Consider the following 15,076-nt stretch of genomic DNA (forward strand, 5'->3'; position numbering starts at 1 on the left):
ACCCAGACCCTCGAGCGTATCGCCAATGGCTGGCCAAACAGCGATATCGAGGCGCTCATGCCTTGGAACTACCAGCGCTGAACGGCATCAGCTACGCGCTTACATCACAGTACATGATCCACGGATCTGATTGGAGCCAGGCCCGGCGTTTTTACACAGGCTTGAGCCCCGCGGACTTCCCGCGGTCGCCTACTTAACCGTTGCGCTAGGAGGTTGTACGCAATCCAAAATCTGGGGAACTGTCCGTAATTAGTGTCTCACCCAGGGGTGCGGTCCACCATGTCTCCGGTATAGACCGTAACCTATGTGTCCGGGCCGTACAGTGCAAAACTGGCGCACCCGACAGGATTCGAACCTGTGACCTCTGCCTTCGGAGGGCAGCGCTCTATCCAGCTGAGCTACGGGTGCCTTCAGGATCGGTGATCCCAAAAACGAACCAGCCGGTAAACCGGCCAGCCACGGCTTCTTAGCGGAAGCAGCGCCGGGCTTCAACGGCGAAATGGAATTGCGCCTGCTTCCTCAGTCAAGGATCACAGGGTTCAGCCTAGTGGTACACTAGATCTGCTATATAAGCTTCTTTTCCAAAGCGCGGGAAATTGAACTTGCGATCAGGAATCGATCTGTTGCAGAGCCAAACGCAGAAGCAAGTGTTCGAACCCGCTCCACGTCCCTGAGGCTGTATGCGACACCCGCATCCACAGCCCGCTGGATCGCTCTTAGCCCCCAATATTGGACAAAAGGTTGTTTTGTGTTTTCAACGGTCTCAATCAATGCGCTCACGTCAGCCGCCTCTGGAAATGCAAACGCATACGCAATAGCACCAAGCTGCTCGCCCGCTTCCTTGCTTCGTAGAGCTTCATTGTGGCCCGGCCAGTTCCTCCCAAGTCTGCTAGCTTCCTGCAGCATCTGACCGAACAATCTATCCATGGCAGCAGTTCGAGCCGGCCCACCCGGCATACTCCCTCGAACTGCTGCATAGTTTTTTGCCAATGCCACTAAGCTTTGGACGGATCCATCCCGGCCTGCGGTATCGAGTCCTTGTTCAGCTTCAGCCCCGGAAAAAAGGGCCAAATCTTGCGACCGAAGTGCAATTTTGGACGCTGACGCGGCCTCGTCCTTCGTCTCTTGAACCTCCTGCTTAAGGTCACGCAACTCCGCTTCTATCAAACCGGGAATCGCTATCTTGGAAATGATCGGAGCGAGCCATGGAATGACAGCTACTATGAACAGAGCAACACTAACTGAATCGATGCGTTCGAAAAGTGCTGGGAACAGTATGCGAAGCAGTACAGCAGCAAGCGCCCCGATACTGATCGCTATTCGGAGGCGCTTATGGGAGGCCATTGCGCTGTTCAATGTTGTAGTTGCGTTAGCTCCCATGGCATCCCCCCTTAGCTCTGCCAAGGAACCAGCCGGGTAACCGGCCAGCCACGGCTTCTTAGCGGAAGCAGGCGCCGGCTTCAACGGGCAATCGCGGACGGGCTCAAGTTGTCGTTAGCAGCCCAGGGCGTCCCGTCCGGCGGCCGCGCCTGCTCATTCGGTCATGGTAAGCACTGCCTTGCCGCTGATGCTGCGCTGCCGCAGCGCGTCGAGGGCCTGGCCGACGTCCCGCCACGGCACCGTCAGGACCACGCGCGTTTCGAGCCGGCCGGCTGCGATCAGCGCGAGCAGCGAGGCGATATCGGCGCCTACCTCCGGACCGGAAGCGTAGTAGGCGAAGGTCTGCAGCCGCGCGCCTTCGTGACCCGGAACGAACTGGCGGAAGCCGATGGGCGTGAGTTCGCCGCTGCTCGAGCCGAACATGACGACCGTCCCGCCGGGCGCCACCCGTTCGATGGCGTGGGCGAGGCTATCGCCGCCCACCGATTCGGTAATCAGCGAGAACTGTCCTTCGGTCAGCTCGATCGTTTCGACGACCCGCTCGGCTCCGAGGCTGCGGAGATCGTCGGCATGCCGGGCAGCAGCGACCGCCGTCACCGACGCGCCCTGCCGGCGGGCGATCTGGATCTGGAAACGGCCGACCGCGCCGCTTGCGCCGGTAATCAGGACCCGCTGGCCGGCCAGGTCGCCGCCGAGGCGCAGGGTCCGCAGCGCGGTCGTGCCTGCAACCGGAACGGTGGCGGCGGAGACGAAGCTGACATCGTCCGGCAGGACGGCGAGGTGGTCAGTTGGAACGGCGACCCGTTCGGCCCACCCTGCCTCGTCGACCAAAGCCGCAACCCGGGCGCCGACGGCCGGCCCGGAGCCGTCGGCCGCCACGCGCTCGACAATTCCGGCGACGTCCTGGCCGGGCACCCAGCCGTTCGGGCGGATCTTGAGCAGGCGCAGTTCGCCGCGGTTCAGCGAGACTGCCCGGACCGAGACCAGCGCCTCGTTTGGGGCGGGCTCGGGCTCACCGAGCTCGGCGAGTTTCAGCCCGGTGGCGCTGTCGGAATATGTGACCAAGGCGAGCATTGCTATCGTACCTTCCTGCCGCCTGGCGGACGCCAGCCTGTCTTCGTGCGCCGGGCTTGTTGGTCGGACGTTCAGAACGCAAGCAGGGCACTGAGAGCCCGCCTGCCGGCTCCTGAGTTACTCATCCAGCGGCCTAATCTATCGACTTTCCCATTTGACTAATTTAGATATCTTGGCGTTTGATCGCTAAAATCAGTCAATATGAGACACCCCCTTCGCTACCCCTGGCCTTTCGATCCGGATGACGTCCTCGCGCCGGCAATCGCCGTGCGCGTTGAGGTTACCGAGACCAAGGCGGAGGTACCGGACCACCGCCATCGCAAAGGGCAACTTGTCTTCGCGCTCGGCGGTGGCGTCACATGTCGCGTCCCCAGCGGCCTGTGGATGGTGCCGCCGCATTGCGCGGTGTGGATTCCGGGCCGCATGGAGCACAGCAATATTGCGACCGCCAATGCCCGGATTTTCTTCGTCTATATCGAGCCGGGCGCTGCCGAGCTGCCGGACCGGTGCTGCACGCTGTCGATCTCGCCGTTGCTGCGCGAGCTGATCGTCGAGCTGGCGGATCGCGGTGAGGACGATGACGCCAGGGGCGAGCTCCTGACCAGGGTACTGCTCACCGAACTGCCGCGCATGCCTGTCCAGCAGCTACATTTGCCGATCTCGCCCGAGCCGCGCTTGAGGCGCATCGCGGCGGCGCTGGCGCAAGATCCTGCCGATCGCAGCACCCTGGCGGAATGGGCCGGTCGCGTCGCGCTCAGCGAAAGCAGTCTCGCCCGTCTCGTGGTCAAGGAAACAGGGCTGACCTTCGGGCGCTGGCGCCAGCAATTGCACCTGATCGTTGCATTGCGAGAGCTGGCCTCCGGCGCGAGCGTGCAGCAAGTTTCGGCCGATCTCGGCTATGAATCGGTCACCGCCTTCATCACCATGTTCAAGAAAGCGCTTGGCAAGCCGCCGGCAAAGTATCTCAGCAGTGTCGCGCAAAACGGCGGCTCGGCGTTTGTCGCCTGAACCCGCACGCGGTCAACACTTGGACTTCAACCGTCACTGCTCCTCGGCATACAGCAGCCGCGTCTTTGCCTCGGAGGTCGGCAACAGGCTGCGCTGGATCAGCGCCTCGACGTGGTCGTTGCGCTGGCGCGCGCTGTCGGCGCCCATCACCACGATGATCAGCCGGTGCCCGTCCGCATTATAAGAGGTGACGATGTTGAAGCCCGAAGCCCTGATGTAGCCGGTCTTGATGCCGTCGACGCCGCGCACGCGGCCGAGCATGTCGTTGTGGCCGCGCACCAGCCTGCCGCGGAACATGAAGTCGCTTTCGGAGAAATAGTGAAAATGCTGCGGGAAACGGGCATGCAGCGCCATGCCGAGCACCGCCATGTCGCGCGCGCTGGTGTGCTGGTCGCCGTCAGGCAGGCCCGAGGCGTTGCGGAAAACGGTGCTGCTCATGCCGATCTGGCGCGCCTTGGCGGTCATCATGCCGGCGAACGCCTCTTCGCTGCCGCCGAGATATTCGGCAACGGCGACCGCCACGTCATTGGCCGATTTGACGACGATGGCGCGGATCGCCGAATCGACATCGATGGTCTCGCCGCGCCTGAACCGCAGCTTGGTCGGCGGCTGCCGGGCGGCGTTGTCCGACACCGGAATTTGCGTCTCCTTGCTGATGCGGCCCTGGTCCAGCGCCTCGAACAGAAGATAGAGCGTCATCATCTTGGTCAGTGACGCCGGATAACGCGGCGCCGTCGAATTGACCTCGAACAGCGTCTTGCCGGTGCCGGCATCGACGACCATGGCGGCATATTTCTGCGGCGGCGCCGGCACCGCCAGCACGCTGTCGGGAGGCGTGACAGTCGTGCAGCCGGCGGCAAACAGCAGCAGCGCCAGCGCCGCGACGCATTTGTGGATGAACGAAAAGAAGCGGAAGGCGGACAAGTCGGTTCCGAAGGCAGGCTGTTTCTGAGACGAGGCGAAGCTATCTTAACGCAAAGGCACAGTCCATTTGGTTAATATCGGTCTGGGCCTGGATTGGTGCCCTGTCCACAGGCCGACGTGGCGGCTGTGCCGCCGCCGTATGATGGGAATTGCCGGCCGCACCGCTTGCGCAACCGGCGGCGAGTGGGCTTTGCTGGCGCCGGCAGAATCGGTAGGTGCACATGGATACGGTCACGATCACGGCAAAAGGCATTTCGGTATCGGTCGATCTGGCCGTCGGCCATCTCGCCGACATGACGGTCGATATCGATGGCCGCCGGCTGAAGCCGCTGCATCGCGCCCCCTGGGTCGACGAACCGCGTGAGACGCTGCCGAAAGACCTGCCCGAAGGGACGGTCCACCTGTCCGGCGATTTCCTCTGCGCGCCGTTCTCGACCAGCGACGTCGAGGAGGCACCTTTGCATGGCTGGCCGGCCAATAGTCGCTGGGACGTCGTCGACAGCGCCGCAACGGCCGATGGCTGGCGCGCCGTCTTCCGCCTGCAGCGCCCGGTTATGGGCGCAAGCCTCGACAAGATCCTGACCTTGCGCGACGATCATCCGTTTCTCTATCAGGAGCACGTCTTTTCCGGCGGCGCCGGCGCCATTCCGGTTGCCCATCACCCGATGACGGTGATGACGGCCGGCGGCAGGCTGGCCTTCTCGCCAAAGCGCTTTGCCGCGACGCCGAACGAGGCGCCGGAGCCCGATCCGGCGCGCGGCCGCTCGTTGCTTGCCTACCCGGCGCGAACTGCCGACCTGACGCGCTTTCCCGCCGCCGACGGCGGCACGATCGACCTGACCGCCTATCGCATGGACCAGCAGCGTGAGGACTTCGTCACGCTGGTCGAGGCCGATCATGGCGGGCCGGGCTGGACCGCGCTGGCGCGCCAGGCGGAAGCCGATCTCGTGCTGGTGCTGAAGAACCCGGCCGAATTGCCGGTCACCATGCTGTGGGTCAGCAATGGCGGGCGCGATTACGCGCCATGGAGCGGCCGCCACCGCGGCGTGCTCGGCATCGAGGATGGCCGCACCGCCGTCGGCCATATTGCATCGCTCGGCGACAACTGGCTGAAGCATGAAGGCGTGGCGACTGCCTTTACGCTTTCTGAAGGGCGCAGCTTTTCGTTCCGCCATGTCATCGGCGCACTGCCATGGCCATCCAGCGAGCCGCCGCGCGACGTCACGACCTTACCGGGTCGCATGCGCATCCTGGCCGCCGACGACGCCGTGCGCGACATCGGCTTCGACAGCGATTTCCTGCGGATCGGCCAATCCGTTGCGGCCTGATTGGCGCTTCAGATTTCGGACCGTTTGCGCTGCCCCTCACCTGCCTGCCGGCATCCTCTCCCCGTATAGTGACGGGGAGAGGGGCGCTCTCATCGACGGTTTCGCCAATCACCACGTCATAGGAAGGGGCGCCAACATTTCGGCCAGCCCTTTCTCCCCGTCACTATACGGGGAGAAATGCCCGGCAGGGCAATGAGGGGCGGCGCGGATGTCGACAATTGGTACGGATTTGAAATTCCCCCGAACTGCCGCCAAGATGGGCCCGAAAAATTGTAGCGCGGAATCATTCATGTCAGAGATCGCTCATCTCGCCGCCACCATCTTCAAGCGCGCCGGCAAGGCACCGCGCTTCATCGTTGCCATTGCCGGTCCGCCCGGCGCCGGCAAATCGACATTGTCGGCAGGCTTGCACGATCTGCTGCCGGAAGGCACGGCGGAAGTCGTGCCGATGGATGGCTTCCACTACGATGATGTCGTGCTCGAGCGGCGCGGCCTTCGCGCGCGAAAAGGTGCCCCGGAAACCTTTGATTTTGCCGGCTTCGAAACGCTGCTCAAGCGCATCCGCGCCGGCGAGCCGGATATCGCCATTCCGGTCTTCGACCGCAGCATGGAGCTGTCGCGCGCCGCCGCTGCGATCATCGCCGCCGAGACCAAATTCATCCTGATCGAAGGCAATTATTTGCTGCTCGACGAAGAGCCATGGACGCGGCTGGCGCCGTTGTTCGACTTCTCGATCTTTGTCGATGTGCCGCGCGCCGAGCTCGAGCGCCGACTGCTGGAGCGATGGCACGAGCACGGCCGGTCCGACGAGGACGCGCGCGCCTGGATCGCTTCCAACGACATGCCGAACATCGATCGGGTGCTTGCCCGTCGGCGGCCCGCCGACCTGGTGGTCGGTGAGCAGGCCTGATCTGTAAGGACTGTTCGGCCGGAACCTTAAAACTTTCAGGCCGTTATCCCGGACACGGTAATTGTGCCGCATGAGGGAACAGTCGATGGAAACCATGGCAAGAAAGCCTGCGCCCGCCAAGGGCAGGGCAACACGATCAAAAGCAACCCGAGCGAAAACCAGCGCCGGCCCGGCAGCGGCGACGCGTTCCAAGGATGCGGCCAAGCCCAGCTTTGGCAAGGCAGCGCCGAAAAAGGTGATGCCCGCTGCGGCCAAGGCCGCAACTCCCAAAGCCGCCAGCCCTAAAAAGCCGGCAGGCAGCAGAGGATCGATCGCCGGCAGCGCAATGCGCACCGTCAAAACGACGGCCAACGTCGCCGCTGGTGCCGTGCTTGCGACCGCCAAAGGTGCGGCGTCGCTTGCCGCTTCCGTAGTCGGCAAGGGCTCGAAACGCCGGACCAAGGCAAAATAGCCGGGCCAGTCAGGGTTTTGATCAGGCTCTGGCCGGAATGGTGAGGCCCCTCTGCACCGCCGGCCGGGCAAGGCCGCGCTCTAGCCATGCGCCCACGCTGGGGAAGTCGTCGAAACCGACGAGTTCCCGTGCCTCGTAAAAGCCGATCAGATTGCGCACCCATCCAAGCATCGAAATGTCGGCGATGGTGTAGTCGTCGCCCATGATCCAGCTGCGGCCCTTGAGCCTCGTTTCGAGGACGCCGATCAGCCGTCGCGACTCGTCGCGATAACGTTCCAGCGGGCGCTTGTCGGCGATTTCGCGGCCGGCGAATTTGTGGAAGAAACCGACTTGGCCGAACATCGGCCCGATCGAAGCCATCTGGAAGAACACCCACTGGATCGTCTCGTAACGCAGCGTTGCGTCTGCCGGGACCAGCTTACCGGTCTTGTCGCTGAGGTAGAGCAGGATGGCGCCGGATTCGAACAAGCCGATCGGCTTTCCGCCCGGGCCGTCCGGATCGATCATCGCCGGTATCTTGCCGTTCGGGTTCAAAGACAGGAATTCCGGGGTCCAGCTCTCGTTCTTGCCGATGTCGACGGCATGCGGCTCGTATGGCAGGCCAAGTTCCTCCAGCGCGATCGATATCTTCACCCCGTTCGGCGTCGGAAACGAATAGAGCTGGATGCGGTCGGGGTGGCTCGCCGGCCAGCGCGTGGCGATCGGAAACGCGGACAGATCGGTCATCGAAACTCCTGGTCGGGGACCGCGCCGAGCGGCACGGTCATGGCGGGTCGCAGAGAGTTAGGCGCGACGCCTGGCGCGATCAATATGCGCATGGAAAGTTTCGCCGGCCCCGTGAGGGACCGCAAGGGGTGCGGTTACACGGCCTTGACCGCCAGCACCGCATTGGTGCCGCCGAAGGCGAAGCTGTTGCTGATCGCGGTGCGCACCGCGCGCTCGCGCGCCACGTTCGGCGTGATGTCGAGATCGCAGTCGGCGTCGGCTTCCCGATAATTGGCGGTCGGCGGCACGATGCCTTCGCGGATCGCCATCACGCAGGCGATCATTTCCAGCGCGCCGGACGCGCCGAGACAGTGGGCATGCATCGATTTGGTCGAGGACACCGAAAGCTTGTAGGCATGGCCGCCGAAGACACGCTTGATCGCCGCCGTCTCGATCTGATCGTTGGCCTTGGTCCCGGTGCCATGCGCGTTGAGATAGTCGACGTCCTCCGGATTGAGCCCGGCATCGACGAGGCAGAAGCGCATCGCCGCCTCCGGCCCTTCGATGGTTGGGGCGACGATGTCGGAGGCGTCGGCGGAAAGGCCGACGCCGGCGATTTCGGCAAGGATGGCGGCGCCGCGCGCCATGGCATGCTCATATGTTTCCAGCACCACCATGCCGGCGCCTTCGCCGAGCACAAGCCCTTGGCGGTCAGCCGAAAACGGCCGGCAGGTGTCCGGCGACAGGACCCGCAGGGCCTCCCAGCCCTTGAGGATGCCCCAGACCAGCGGCGCATCGGTACCGCCGGCGACCATGACGTCGGCCCGGCCGAGCCTGATCTGATCGACCGCCGAGGCAATGGCGTGGTTGGATGACGAGCAGGCAGAGGTGATGCCGAACACCGGCCCGCGCAGACCAAGATTCATGCTGACGTGGCCGGCGGCTGCGCCCGGCATTACTTTCGGTACCGTGAAGATGCCGGCGCGGTTCTTGCCTTCGAGCAGGATGGCGCGATAGTTCTCTTCGATTGCCTCCCAGCCGCAGACGCCGACGCCGACGATGGTGCCCATCCGGTAGGTGTTGGCCGCGTGCGGGTTCAATCCCGCCTGCTGTGCCGCCTCCCGCGCGGCGATCGTCGCCAGAAGGCTGAAGCGGTCCATCGAAACGACCTGCTTGCGGTCGATGCCGTGCTCGGGAAGCGCCTTGATTTCGCAGCCGACCTTGACCTTCAGATCATGCAGCAGCGGATTGTCGATCGCGCCGATTGCCGAACGGCCGGCGCGCATCTCATTCCAGATTGCCGGTGCATTGGTGCCGAGGCCACATAATCCGCCGATGCCCGTGATAACGATGCGCTTGTGCATTCAGTCAGGCTTTTTTCGCGATCAGCGCGCGAACCGCCTCGACCATGTCGCCGACATTCTTCAGATTGCTCCAGGCATCGACGGTGTTCATCTCGATTTCGATGCCATACTCTTCCTCGAGATCGAAGATGATCTCCGTCAGTTCCAGCGAATGGATGCCAAGGGCGGTCAGTTCGGTACTGGTGGTGATTTCCTCGCCGCCCGGCTCGGCGTGAGCCTTGATCTTGGCGATGATATCGTTTGCCAGCTGGTCAGCCATTCGGTTTCTTCCCCAACTCTGTCGTTTCCCGACGCCAACTGATCAGCGCCCCTTTTGGTCCTCGATTACGTCGTCATCGTCGCCCTTTACCCCCGCCAGGCGCCGGTGACCGTACCAAGGTGGCTCCCTCTATAGAAACCGAAACGCTGTCAAGCAACAAGCTATATATCGACAAAGCCGCCGCAGTGCTTAACGTTGGTGTCGTGGATACGATCGCATATAGCTTGACCTCAGTCCCGCCGGCCCAGCGCGTTGCCGGCGTTGCGCGGCTTGGCTGCGACTGGAACGGAGGCCGCACGCGTCTTCGGCGCCTGTACCAGGACGGCTCGGCCAAGATCCGCATGCCGGCAGTCTCGGCCGATCCGCTCGAAGCTGTCCTGATCAACACCGCCGGTGGGCTGACCGGTGGCGACCGTCTCGCCTGGGAGGTCGATGTCGGTGCCGGCGCCTCCGCAACCATAACAACGCAGGCCTGCGAGAAAATCTACCGCGCCGCATCCGACCGTGCCGAAGTGCGGGTGCAGCTGACCGTCGGCGAAGGCGGCCACATTGCCTGGCTGCCGCAGGAAACCATCGTCTTCGACCGCTCGGTCTTTGCCCGCAGGCTTGACGTTGCGCTTGCCGCCGGAGCCGAGGCGCTGATCCTGGAGGCTACCGTCTTCGGCCGCCTGGCCATGGGTGAACGGGCTTCGCAAGGCCAATTCCACGACCGCTGGCGCGTCCGCCAGGACGGGAAGCTAGTCCATGCCGAGGAGTTCCGCATCGGGCCGGACATTGCGGCCACCTTGAACCGTCCGGCGGTTGGCGGCGGTGCCGTCGCCGTGGCGACGCTGCTGATGGTGTCGCCGCGGGCAGAGGCTTTGCTCGAGCCGGCCCGGGGCATGGTCGGCGGCCAGGGCGGCGTCAGTTTCTGGAGCGTGCGGAAATCTGGCAAGCTTCTTGCGAGGCTGTTCGCCGAGGACGGCTACCAGCTCCGCAAGCGGCTGGTGCCGCTTGTCGAATTGCTCAACGGACGGGCGGGCCTGCCCAAATTATGGTCACTCTGATTTCGATTGTGCCACTGCAGGAAAAAGCATGAATCTGACGCCGAGGGAGAAAGACAAGCTGCTGATCGCCATGGCGGCGATCGTGGCCCGCAAGCGGCTCGAACGCGGCGTCAAGCTCAACCACCCGGAAGCGATCGCGCTGATCACCGATTTCGTCGTCGAGGGTGCCCGCGACGGCCGCCCGGTCGCCGAGCTGATGGAGGCCGGCGCCCATGTGGTCACCCGGGCCCAGGTGATGGAGGGCATTGCCGAAATGATCCACGATGTGCAGGTCGAGGCGACGTTTCCCGACGGCACTAAGCTGGTGACCGTGCACGAGCCGATCAGATAACACCGCCAAGGAGAGGAAATGCTTGAGCTGCGCCCCAACTGCGAATGCTAGATCTGCCGGCCGATGCGACGGATGCGGTGATCTGCACCTTCGAATGCACTTTCTGCGCCGACTGCGCACAAAACGTGCTCGGCGGCGCCTGTCCGAATTGCGGCGGCAACTTCTCGGCCCGCCCGATCCGTCCGGCAGCGCTGCTGATGAAATATCCGGCCCCCACCAGACGTGTGCTGAAGGCCGAAGGCTGCGACCCCCGCAAGGCCGCCTGATCCGGCGACCGCGAAATGGAAGGCAATCAATGATCCCCGGCGAAATCATCACGGCAAGCGGCGAGATCGAGCTGAACAAGGGTCTGGCGACGGTCACCTTGAAGGTAGCCAACAGCGGCGACCGGCCGATCCAGGTCGGCAGCCATTACCACTTCTTCGAGACCAATGAGGGACTGAGGTTCGATCGCGACAAGGCCCGCGGCATGCGGCTCGACATCGCTGCCGGCACCGCCATGCGCTTCGAGCCGGGGCAGGAGCGCGACGTTACCCTGGTGCCGCTCGGCGGTAAGCGCGAGGTCTACGGGTTTCAGCAGAAGATCATGGGCGCGCTGTGAGATCGAAGGCGTCGAGCAGTTTCGGCTCAGCCGGGCGGCTTGGCCGCCGCGTAAATGACGACCTTTCCCGGATCGTCGAATTCTACCGCCAGAACGTCCTCGGTCTGCACACGCCGCGAGTCGATGGCGTTGAACAGCAATGCGTTCGCCTCGATCTCCTTGCGCAGCTCGGCAATGTCGTCCCGATGTTGCCTGACCTTGTTCTCGATCGCCGGCGGCGGGCCGCCTTCGGTGCGCGCGGCGTCGGTAAGAAACACGATATCGACCTTGTCGAGCTTGGATGTCTTGCGCACGGCGGCGATGTTCTCACGCGTGCGGTCGATCGCCGAGCTGACCTTGCCGGCTTCCGCATTTGTCTGGGTCTCTTCCTGGCCGACCTCCGAGCCGACGATCCGGTTGACGGTCTCGGCGCTATCAAGGCTCTGCGCGTTCAGCGCCGCGTGCGGGACGCTGGCTGCCAGAAACGCGGTCGCGGCAATCCCATGCAGCCATCTGGTGTCGGACAAGGTGGTGATCGCCATCGCTCGTTCTCAGGGTCCTTTTCGAGTCTCGTGTCAGGGCGACAGGACCGAAACGTAACGTCCCCCGTGAAGGTTCCCTTTGCGATGCGGCGGGCTGACCGGGCGCCGGCCCGCCGCCTCGTCTCGTCAGCTCGCTTTCTTGGTGATCAGCGTCAGCGCGCCATTGGTGCTCATGCTGGCGGCGATCACCTGCGCCGAGGTGAGCCCCTTGGCTTCGAGCGCGGATTTGACCTGCGGTGTCGCGTCGATCGAGCCGCGCAGTTTCTGCAGATCGGCGTCGCTGCGCTTGGCGATCACCTCGTTGACCTTGGCTTGAGTGTCCGCCGGCAGATCCTTGATATCGACGACGTTGATCGCCTGGATGGTGGGCGCCTGCGGCTGCGCCCCGGGTGCGGCAGGAGCAGGCGCGGCCGGCGCCGGACTGGGCTGCTGCGCAGGCTGTTGCTGGGCGCTGGCGGCGGTTGCGAGCACCAGCGTGGCGGCGGCTGCCAGAAGAGTCGTTTTGCGCATGGATGTTCCTTTCCATCGATTGGCAAATGGTCGTTTTGGGGTGACCTGGCCACCTCAACCGCCAAATGGGATCGGAAAGTGTCGCTCAGCGGGTCATTGCGTGACCATAGGATGGCGGCAATGTGGGGCCCGCCTTCGACAAGCGGTATTTTCGGGCTGTATTTCGGGAGCAATTGCTGATGGCTAAAATCACCCGCGCCGCCTATGCGCAGATGTACGGCCCGACCGTTGGCGACAAGGTCCGGCTCGCCGACACCGAGCTGTTCATCGAGGTCGAAAAGGATCTCACCCTTTACGGTGAGGAGGTGAAATTCGGCGGCGGCAAGGTCATCCGCGACGGCATGGGCCAGAGCCAGGTTTCGCGCGCGCAAGGCGCGGTCGACACCGTCATCACCAATGCGCTGATCGTCGATGCCACCGCCGGTATCGTCAAGGCCGATATCGGCCTCAGGGACGGTCGCATCGCCGCGATCGGCAAGGCCGGCAATCCGGATACTCAAGGCGGCGTCACCATCATCATCGGCCCGGGCACCGAGATCATCGCCGGTGAGGGCAAGATCCTGACCGCCGGCGGCTTCGACGCGCATATCCACTTCATCTGCCCGCAGCAGATCGAGGAAGCGCTGATGTCGGGCATCACCACCATGCTCGGCGGCGGCACCGGCCCGGCGCACGGCACGCTGGCCACCACCTGCACGCCTGGGCCGTGGCATCTGGCGCGCATGATCCAGTCTTTCGATGCCTTTCCGATGAATATCGGCCTGTCGGGCAAGGGCAACGCGTCGCTGCCTGCCGCGCTCGAGGAGATGGTGCTCGCCGGCGCCTGCTCGCTGAAGCTGCACGAGGACTGGGGCACCACGCCGGCTGCAATCGACTGCTGCCTGTCGGTCGCCGACGATTACGACGTGCAGGTGATGATCCACACCGACACGCTGAACGAGTCCGGCTTCGTCGAAAACACGGTCGCGGCCATCAAGGGCCGCACCATCCATGCCTTCCACACCGAAGGCGCCGGCGGCGGCCACGCACCTGATATCATCAAGGTCTGCGGCCTGCCCAACGTCATTCCGTCCTCGACCAATCCGACCCGCCCCTACACGGTCAACACGCTGGCCGAACACCTCGACATGCTGATGGTCTGTCACCATCTGTCGCCGTCGATCCCCGAAGACATCGCCTTTGCCGAGAGCCGCATCCGCAAGGAAACCATCGCCGCGGAAGACATTCTGCACGACATCGGCGCCTTCTCGATCATCTCGTCGGACAGCCAGGCCATGGGCCGTGTCGGCGAAGTGGCGATCCGCTGCTGGCAGACCGCCGACAAGATGAAGCGCCAGCGCGGCTCGCTGCCGCAGGAGACCGGCGACAACGACAATTTCCGCGTCCGCCGCTACATCGCCAAATACACCATCAATCCGGCCATCGCGCATGGCCTGTCGAAGGACATCGGCTCGGTGGCGGTGGGAAAACGCGCCGATCTTGTGTTGTGGAACCCGGCGTTCTTCGGCGTCAAGCCGGACATGGTGCTGATCGGCGGCATGATCGCCGCCGCCCCGATGGGCGATCCCAACGCCTCGATCCCGACTCCGCAGCCGATGCACTATCGGCCGATGTTCGGCGCCTATGGCAAGGCGATGACCAATTCGTCGGTGACCTTCGTTTCGAAGGCCGCGGTCGATTCCGGCCTGCGCGGCAGGCTCGGCGTCGACAAGCAGATGGTCGCGGTAGAGAACACCCGCGGCGGCATCGGTAAGCATTCGATGGTGCTCAACGACGCCACGCCGCATGTCGAGGTCGACCCCGAGACCTACGAGGTCCGCGCCGATGGCGAGTTGCTCACCTGCGAGCCGGCCACCGTGCTGCCAATGGCGCAACGCTACTTCCTGTTCTGAACCATCGGCGCTAGAACGACCGATGTAGAACATGCCGCGCCAGGCCTATGGACCAGCAACTCCCCTACGCCCACGACATTTTCCCGCATATCCGCATTGTCCTGGGCATGGTGATCGGCCTTGGCGTCACCCGCCTTTTGTCGGGGCTTGCCCGCATCGTCCAGCATCCCGGCCAGTACCGGCTCTATCCCGTGCACCTCGCCTGGGTTGCGTCGGTGCTTTTGATGCTGGTGCATTTCTGGTGGTGGGAGTTCGGTCTGTTCCAGATCGAGAATTGGACCTTCGGCAAATACCTGTTCATCATCTTCTACGCCGTCACGCTGTTCCTGCTCTGCGCGCTGCTGTTCCCGGATTCGATGCTTGACTACACCAGCTATGAGGATTTCTTTTATTCGCGCCGGGCCTGGTTCTTCGGCCTGCTGGCGGCGACCTATCTGCTCGACGTGATCGATACGCTGCTGAAAGGTCCGGAGCATTTCGCCCATTTCGGCGTCGAATATCTGATCCGCACGCCGGTTTTCGTCGCGCTTTGCGTCATTGCGATCCTGCTGCGCGACCGCCGCTTTCACATCGCCTTTGTCGCCGGCGCGCTCGTCTATCAGATATCGTTTATCCTGCGGCTCTTCGACACGATTGTTTGAGCGCCATTGGGGCGGCTGATCGGATAGTCTAGTTTCCGTCCGCAAACGACAAGCGTTTGATTTTGTTAGCTGAATCGCATCTTTGCGCGAGCAAGGCCCGGCGGTTTCAGGTATCTTGGATCATGCCACTG

18 protein-coding genes, 1 tRNA gene and 1 pseudogene are annotated in these 15,076 nt (G+C 63.6%); 11 read left to right on the forward strand and 9 right to left on the reverse strand.

The window, feature by feature from the left end; all coding sequences use genetic code 11:
- Positions 1–81, forward strand: an 81-nt coding sequence (locus NKI19_RS31820; RefSeq protein ID WP_352951190.1) for a transposase domain-containing protein, incomplete at its 5' end; no start/stop codon positions are given.
- A 250-nt stretch (positions 82–331) separates the two neighbouring features.
- Here the strand turns inward: NKI19_RS31820 and NKI19_RS31825 are convergent.
- The 3 genes from NKI19_RS31825 to NKI19_RS31835 all read right to left on the reverse strand — a co-directional run bounded on the left by NKI19_RS31825 (position 332) and on the right by NKI19_RS31835 (position 2,454).
- Positions 332–408 (reverse strand) — tRNA-Arg (locus NKI19_RS31825).
- Positions 409–564: 156 nt separating this feature from the next.
- Positions 565–1,344: a hypothetical protein gene (locus tag NKI19_RS31830; RefSeq protein ID WP_352567603.1), complete on the reverse strand. Its 780-nt coding sequence runs from the start codon at positions 1,342–1,344 to the stop codon at positions 565–567.
- 189 nt (positions 1,345–1,533) lie between these two features.
- The gene (locus NKI19_RS31835) at positions 1,534–2,454 is read right to left on the reverse strand and encodes a zinc-binding dehydrogenase (RefSeq protein WP_352492183.1); all 921 of its coding nucleotides are present in this window, start codon (positions 2,452–2,454) and stop codon (positions 1,534–1,536) included.
- A gap of 201 nt (positions 2,455–2,655) precedes the next feature.
- On the opposite strand from NKI19_RS31835, the gene NKI19_RS31840 reads away from it, so the two are divergent.
- Positions 2,656–3,462, forward strand: a complete 807-nt coding sequence (locus NKI19_RS31840; RefSeq protein ID WP_352492184.1) for an AraC family transcriptional regulator — start codon at positions 2,656–2,658, stop codon at positions 3,460–3,462.
- Positions 3,463–3,495: 33 nt separating this feature from the next.
- On the opposite strand, the gene NKI19_RS31845 is transcribed toward NKI19_RS31840, so the two are convergent.
- A complete protein-coding gene (locus NKI19_RS31845) occupies positions 3,496–4,386 on the reverse strand; it encodes a D-alanyl-D-alanine carboxypeptidase family protein (protein WP_352492185.1) in 891 nt (296 codons plus the stop codon).
- Positions 4,387–4,607: 221 nt separating this feature from the next.
- Between NKI19_RS31845 and NKI19_RS31850 the strand changes: the two genes are divergently transcribed.
- From NKI19_RS31850 to NKI19_RS31860, 3 genes are all read left to right on the forward strand, one after another.
- Complete coding sequence (locus NKI19_RS31850; RefSeq protein ID WP_352567602.1) at positions 4,608–5,714, forward strand: hypothetical protein; 1,107 nt, start codon at positions 4,608–4,610, stop codon at positions 5,712–5,714.
- A 289-nt stretch (positions 5,715–6,003) separates the two neighbouring features.
- Positions 6,004–6,624: a nucleoside triphosphate hydrolase gene (locus tag NKI19_RS31855; protein WP_352492187.1), complete on the forward strand. Its 621-nt coding sequence runs from the start codon at positions 6,004–6,006 to the stop codon at positions 6,622–6,624.
- Between the two features lie 85 nt (positions 6,625–6,709).
- Positions 6,710–7,075, forward strand: a complete 366-nt coding sequence (locus tag NKI19_RS31860) for a hypothetical protein (RefSeq protein WP_352467767.1) — start codon at positions 6,710–6,712, stop codon at positions 7,073–7,075.
- 21 nt (positions 7,076–7,096) lie between these two features.
- On the opposite strand, the gene NKI19_RS31865 is transcribed toward NKI19_RS31860, so the two are convergent.
- The 3 genes from NKI19_RS31865 to NKI19_RS31875 form a co-directional block, all read right to left on the reverse strand.
- Complete coding sequence (locus NKI19_RS31865) at positions 7,097–7,801, reverse strand: glutathione S-transferase family protein (protein ID WP_352481499.1); 705 nt, start codon at positions 7,799–7,801, stop codon at positions 7,097–7,099.
- Between the two features lie 134 nt (positions 7,802–7,935).
- A complete protein-coding gene (locus NKI19_RS31870) occupies positions 7,936–9,144 on the reverse strand; it encodes a beta-ketoacyl-[acyl-carrier-protein] synthase family protein (RefSeq protein ID WP_352492188.1) in 1,209 nt (402 codons plus the stop codon).
- Positions 9,145–9,148: 4 nt separating this feature from the next.
- A complete protein-coding gene (locus NKI19_RS31875) occupies positions 9,149–9,403 on the reverse strand; it encodes an acyl carrier protein (protein WP_023677013.1) in 255 nt (84 codons plus the stop codon).
- Positions 9,404–9,627: 224 nt separating this feature from the next.
- Between NKI19_RS31875 and NKI19_RS31880 the strand changes: the two genes are divergently transcribed.
- The 4 genes and pseudogenes from NKI19_RS31880 (at position 9,628) to NKI19_RS31895 (ending at position 11,381) form a co-directional block, all read left to right on the forward strand.
- Positions 9,628–10,449: an urease accessory protein UreD gene (locus tag NKI19_RS31880; protein WP_352567601.1), complete on the forward strand. Its 822-nt coding sequence runs from the start codon at positions 9,628–9,630 to the stop codon at positions 10,447–10,449.
- A 28-nt stretch (positions 10,450–10,477) separates the two neighbouring features.
- Complete coding sequence (locus NKI19_RS31885; protein ID WP_023693076.1) at positions 10,478–10,780, forward strand: urease subunit gamma; 303 nt, start codon at positions 10,478–10,480, stop codon at positions 10,778–10,780.
- Between the two features lie 18 nt (positions 10,781–10,798).
- Positions 10,799–11,046: pseudogene (locus NKI19_RS31890) on the forward strand (DUF1272 domain-containing protein).
- Between the two features lie 29 nt (positions 11,047–11,075).
- Positions 11,076–11,381 (forward strand): urease subunit beta, encoded by a 306-nt coding sequence (locus tag NKI19_RS31895; protein WP_352567600.1) that lies wholly within the window; start codon positions 11,076–11,078, stop codon positions 11,379–11,381.
- Between the two features lie 26 nt (positions 11,382–11,407).
- Here NKI19_RS31895 and NKI19_RS31900 read toward each other — a convergent pair whose 3' ends face one another.
- Positions 11,408–11,902, reverse strand: coding sequence for a hypothetical protein (locus NKI19_RS31900; RefSeq protein ID WP_352567599.1), 495 nt, complete (start codon positions 11,900–11,902; stop codon positions 11,408–11,410).
- Positions 11,903–12,028: 126 nt separating this feature from the next.
- The gene (locus NKI19_RS31905) at positions 12,029–12,412 is read right to left on the reverse strand and encodes a hypothetical protein (RefSeq protein WP_023677006.1); all 384 of its coding nucleotides are present in this window, start codon (positions 12,410–12,412) and stop codon (positions 12,029–12,031) included.
- 179 nt (positions 12,413–12,591) lie between these two features.
- Here NKI19_RS31905 and ureC point away from each other — a divergent pair, with 179 nt between their 5' ends.
- Positions 12,592–14,304, forward strand: a complete 1,713-nt coding sequence (gene ureC / locus NKI19_RS31910) for an urease subunit alpha (RefSeq protein ID WP_502899372.1) — start codon at positions 12,592–12,594, stop codon at positions 14,302–14,304.
- A 47-nt stretch (positions 14,305–14,351) separates the two neighbouring features.
- Positions 14,352–14,945: a hypothetical protein gene (locus tag NKI19_RS31915; protein WP_352474742.1), complete on the forward strand. Its 594-nt coding sequence runs from the start codon at positions 14,352–14,354 to the stop codon at positions 14,943–14,945.
- Positions 14,946–15,076 lie beyond the last annotated feature (131 nt).

The sequence above is a fragment of the Mesorhizobium sp. M0751 genome (assembly GCF_040320265.1).
In the GTDB taxonomy this organism is placed as follows: domain Bacteria; phylum Pseudomonadota; class Alphaproteobacteria; order Rhizobiales; family Rhizobiaceae; genus Mesorhizobium.

What these genes read in the sequence shown, in the direction of transcription:
- NKI19_RS31830 (WP_352567603.1), bottom strand. Translation starts at nt 1,344, where the DNA reads ATGGCCTCCCATAAGCGCCTCCGAATAGCGATCAGTATCGGGGCGCTT.
- NKI19_RS31835 (WP_352492183.1), bottom strand. Translation starts at nt 2,454, where the DNA reads ATGCTCGCCTTGGTCACATATTCCGACAGCGCCACCGGGCTGAAACTC.
- NKI19_RS31840 (WP_352492184.1), top strand. Translation starts at nt 2,656, where the DNA reads ATGAGACACCCCCTTCGCTACCCCTGGCCTTTCGATCCGGATGACGTC.
- NKI19_RS31850 (WP_352567602.1), top strand. Translation starts at nt 4,608, where the DNA reads ATGGATACGGTCACGATCACGGCAAAAGGCATTTCGGTATCGGTCGAT.
- NKI19_RS31855 (WP_352492187.1), top strand. Translation starts at nt 6,004, where the DNA reads ATGTCAGAGATCGCTCATCTCGCCGCCACCATCTTCAAGCGCGCCGGC.
- NKI19_RS31860 (WP_352467767.1), top strand. Translation starts at nt 6,710, where the DNA reads ATGGAAACCATGGCAAGAAAGCCTGCGCCCGCCAAGGGCAGGGCAACA.
- NKI19_RS31865 (WP_352481499.1), bottom strand. Translation starts at nt 7,801, where the DNA reads ATGACCGATCTGTCCGCGTTTCCGATCGCCACGCGCTGGCCGGCGAGC.
- NKI19_RS31870 (WP_352492188.1), bottom strand. Translation starts at nt 9,144, where the DNA reads ATGCACAAGCGCATCGTTATCACGGGCATCGGCGGATTATGTGGCCTC.
- NKI19_RS31875 (WP_023677013.1), bottom strand. Translation starts at nt 9,403, where the DNA reads ATGGCTGACCAGCTGGCAAACGATATCATCGCCAAGATCAAGGCTCAC.
- NKI19_RS31885 (WP_023693076.1), top strand. Translation starts at nt 10,478, where the DNA reads ATGAATCTGACGCCGAGGGAGAAAGACAAGCTGCTGATCGCCATGGCG.
- NKI19_RS31895 (WP_352567600.1), top strand. Translation starts at nt 11,076, where the DNA reads ATGATCCCCGGCGAAATCATCACGGCAAGCGGCGAGATCGAGCTGAAC.
- NKI19_RS31900 (WP_352567599.1), bottom strand. Translation starts at nt 11,902, where the DNA reads ATGGCGATCACCACCTTGTCCGACACCAGATGGCTGCATGGGATTGCC.
- NKI19_RS31905 (WP_023677006.1), bottom strand. Translation starts at nt 12,412, where the DNA reads ATGCGCAAAACGACTCTTCTGGCAGCCGCCGCCACGCTGGTGCTCGCA.
- ureC (WP_502899372.1), top strand. Translation starts at nt 12,592, where the DNA reads ATGGCTAAAATCACCCGCGCCGCCTATGCGCAGATGTACGGCCCGACC.
- NKI19_RS31915 (WP_352474742.1), top strand. Translation starts at nt 14,352, where the DNA reads ATGGACCAGCAACTCCCCTACGCCCACGACATTTTCCCGCATATCCGC.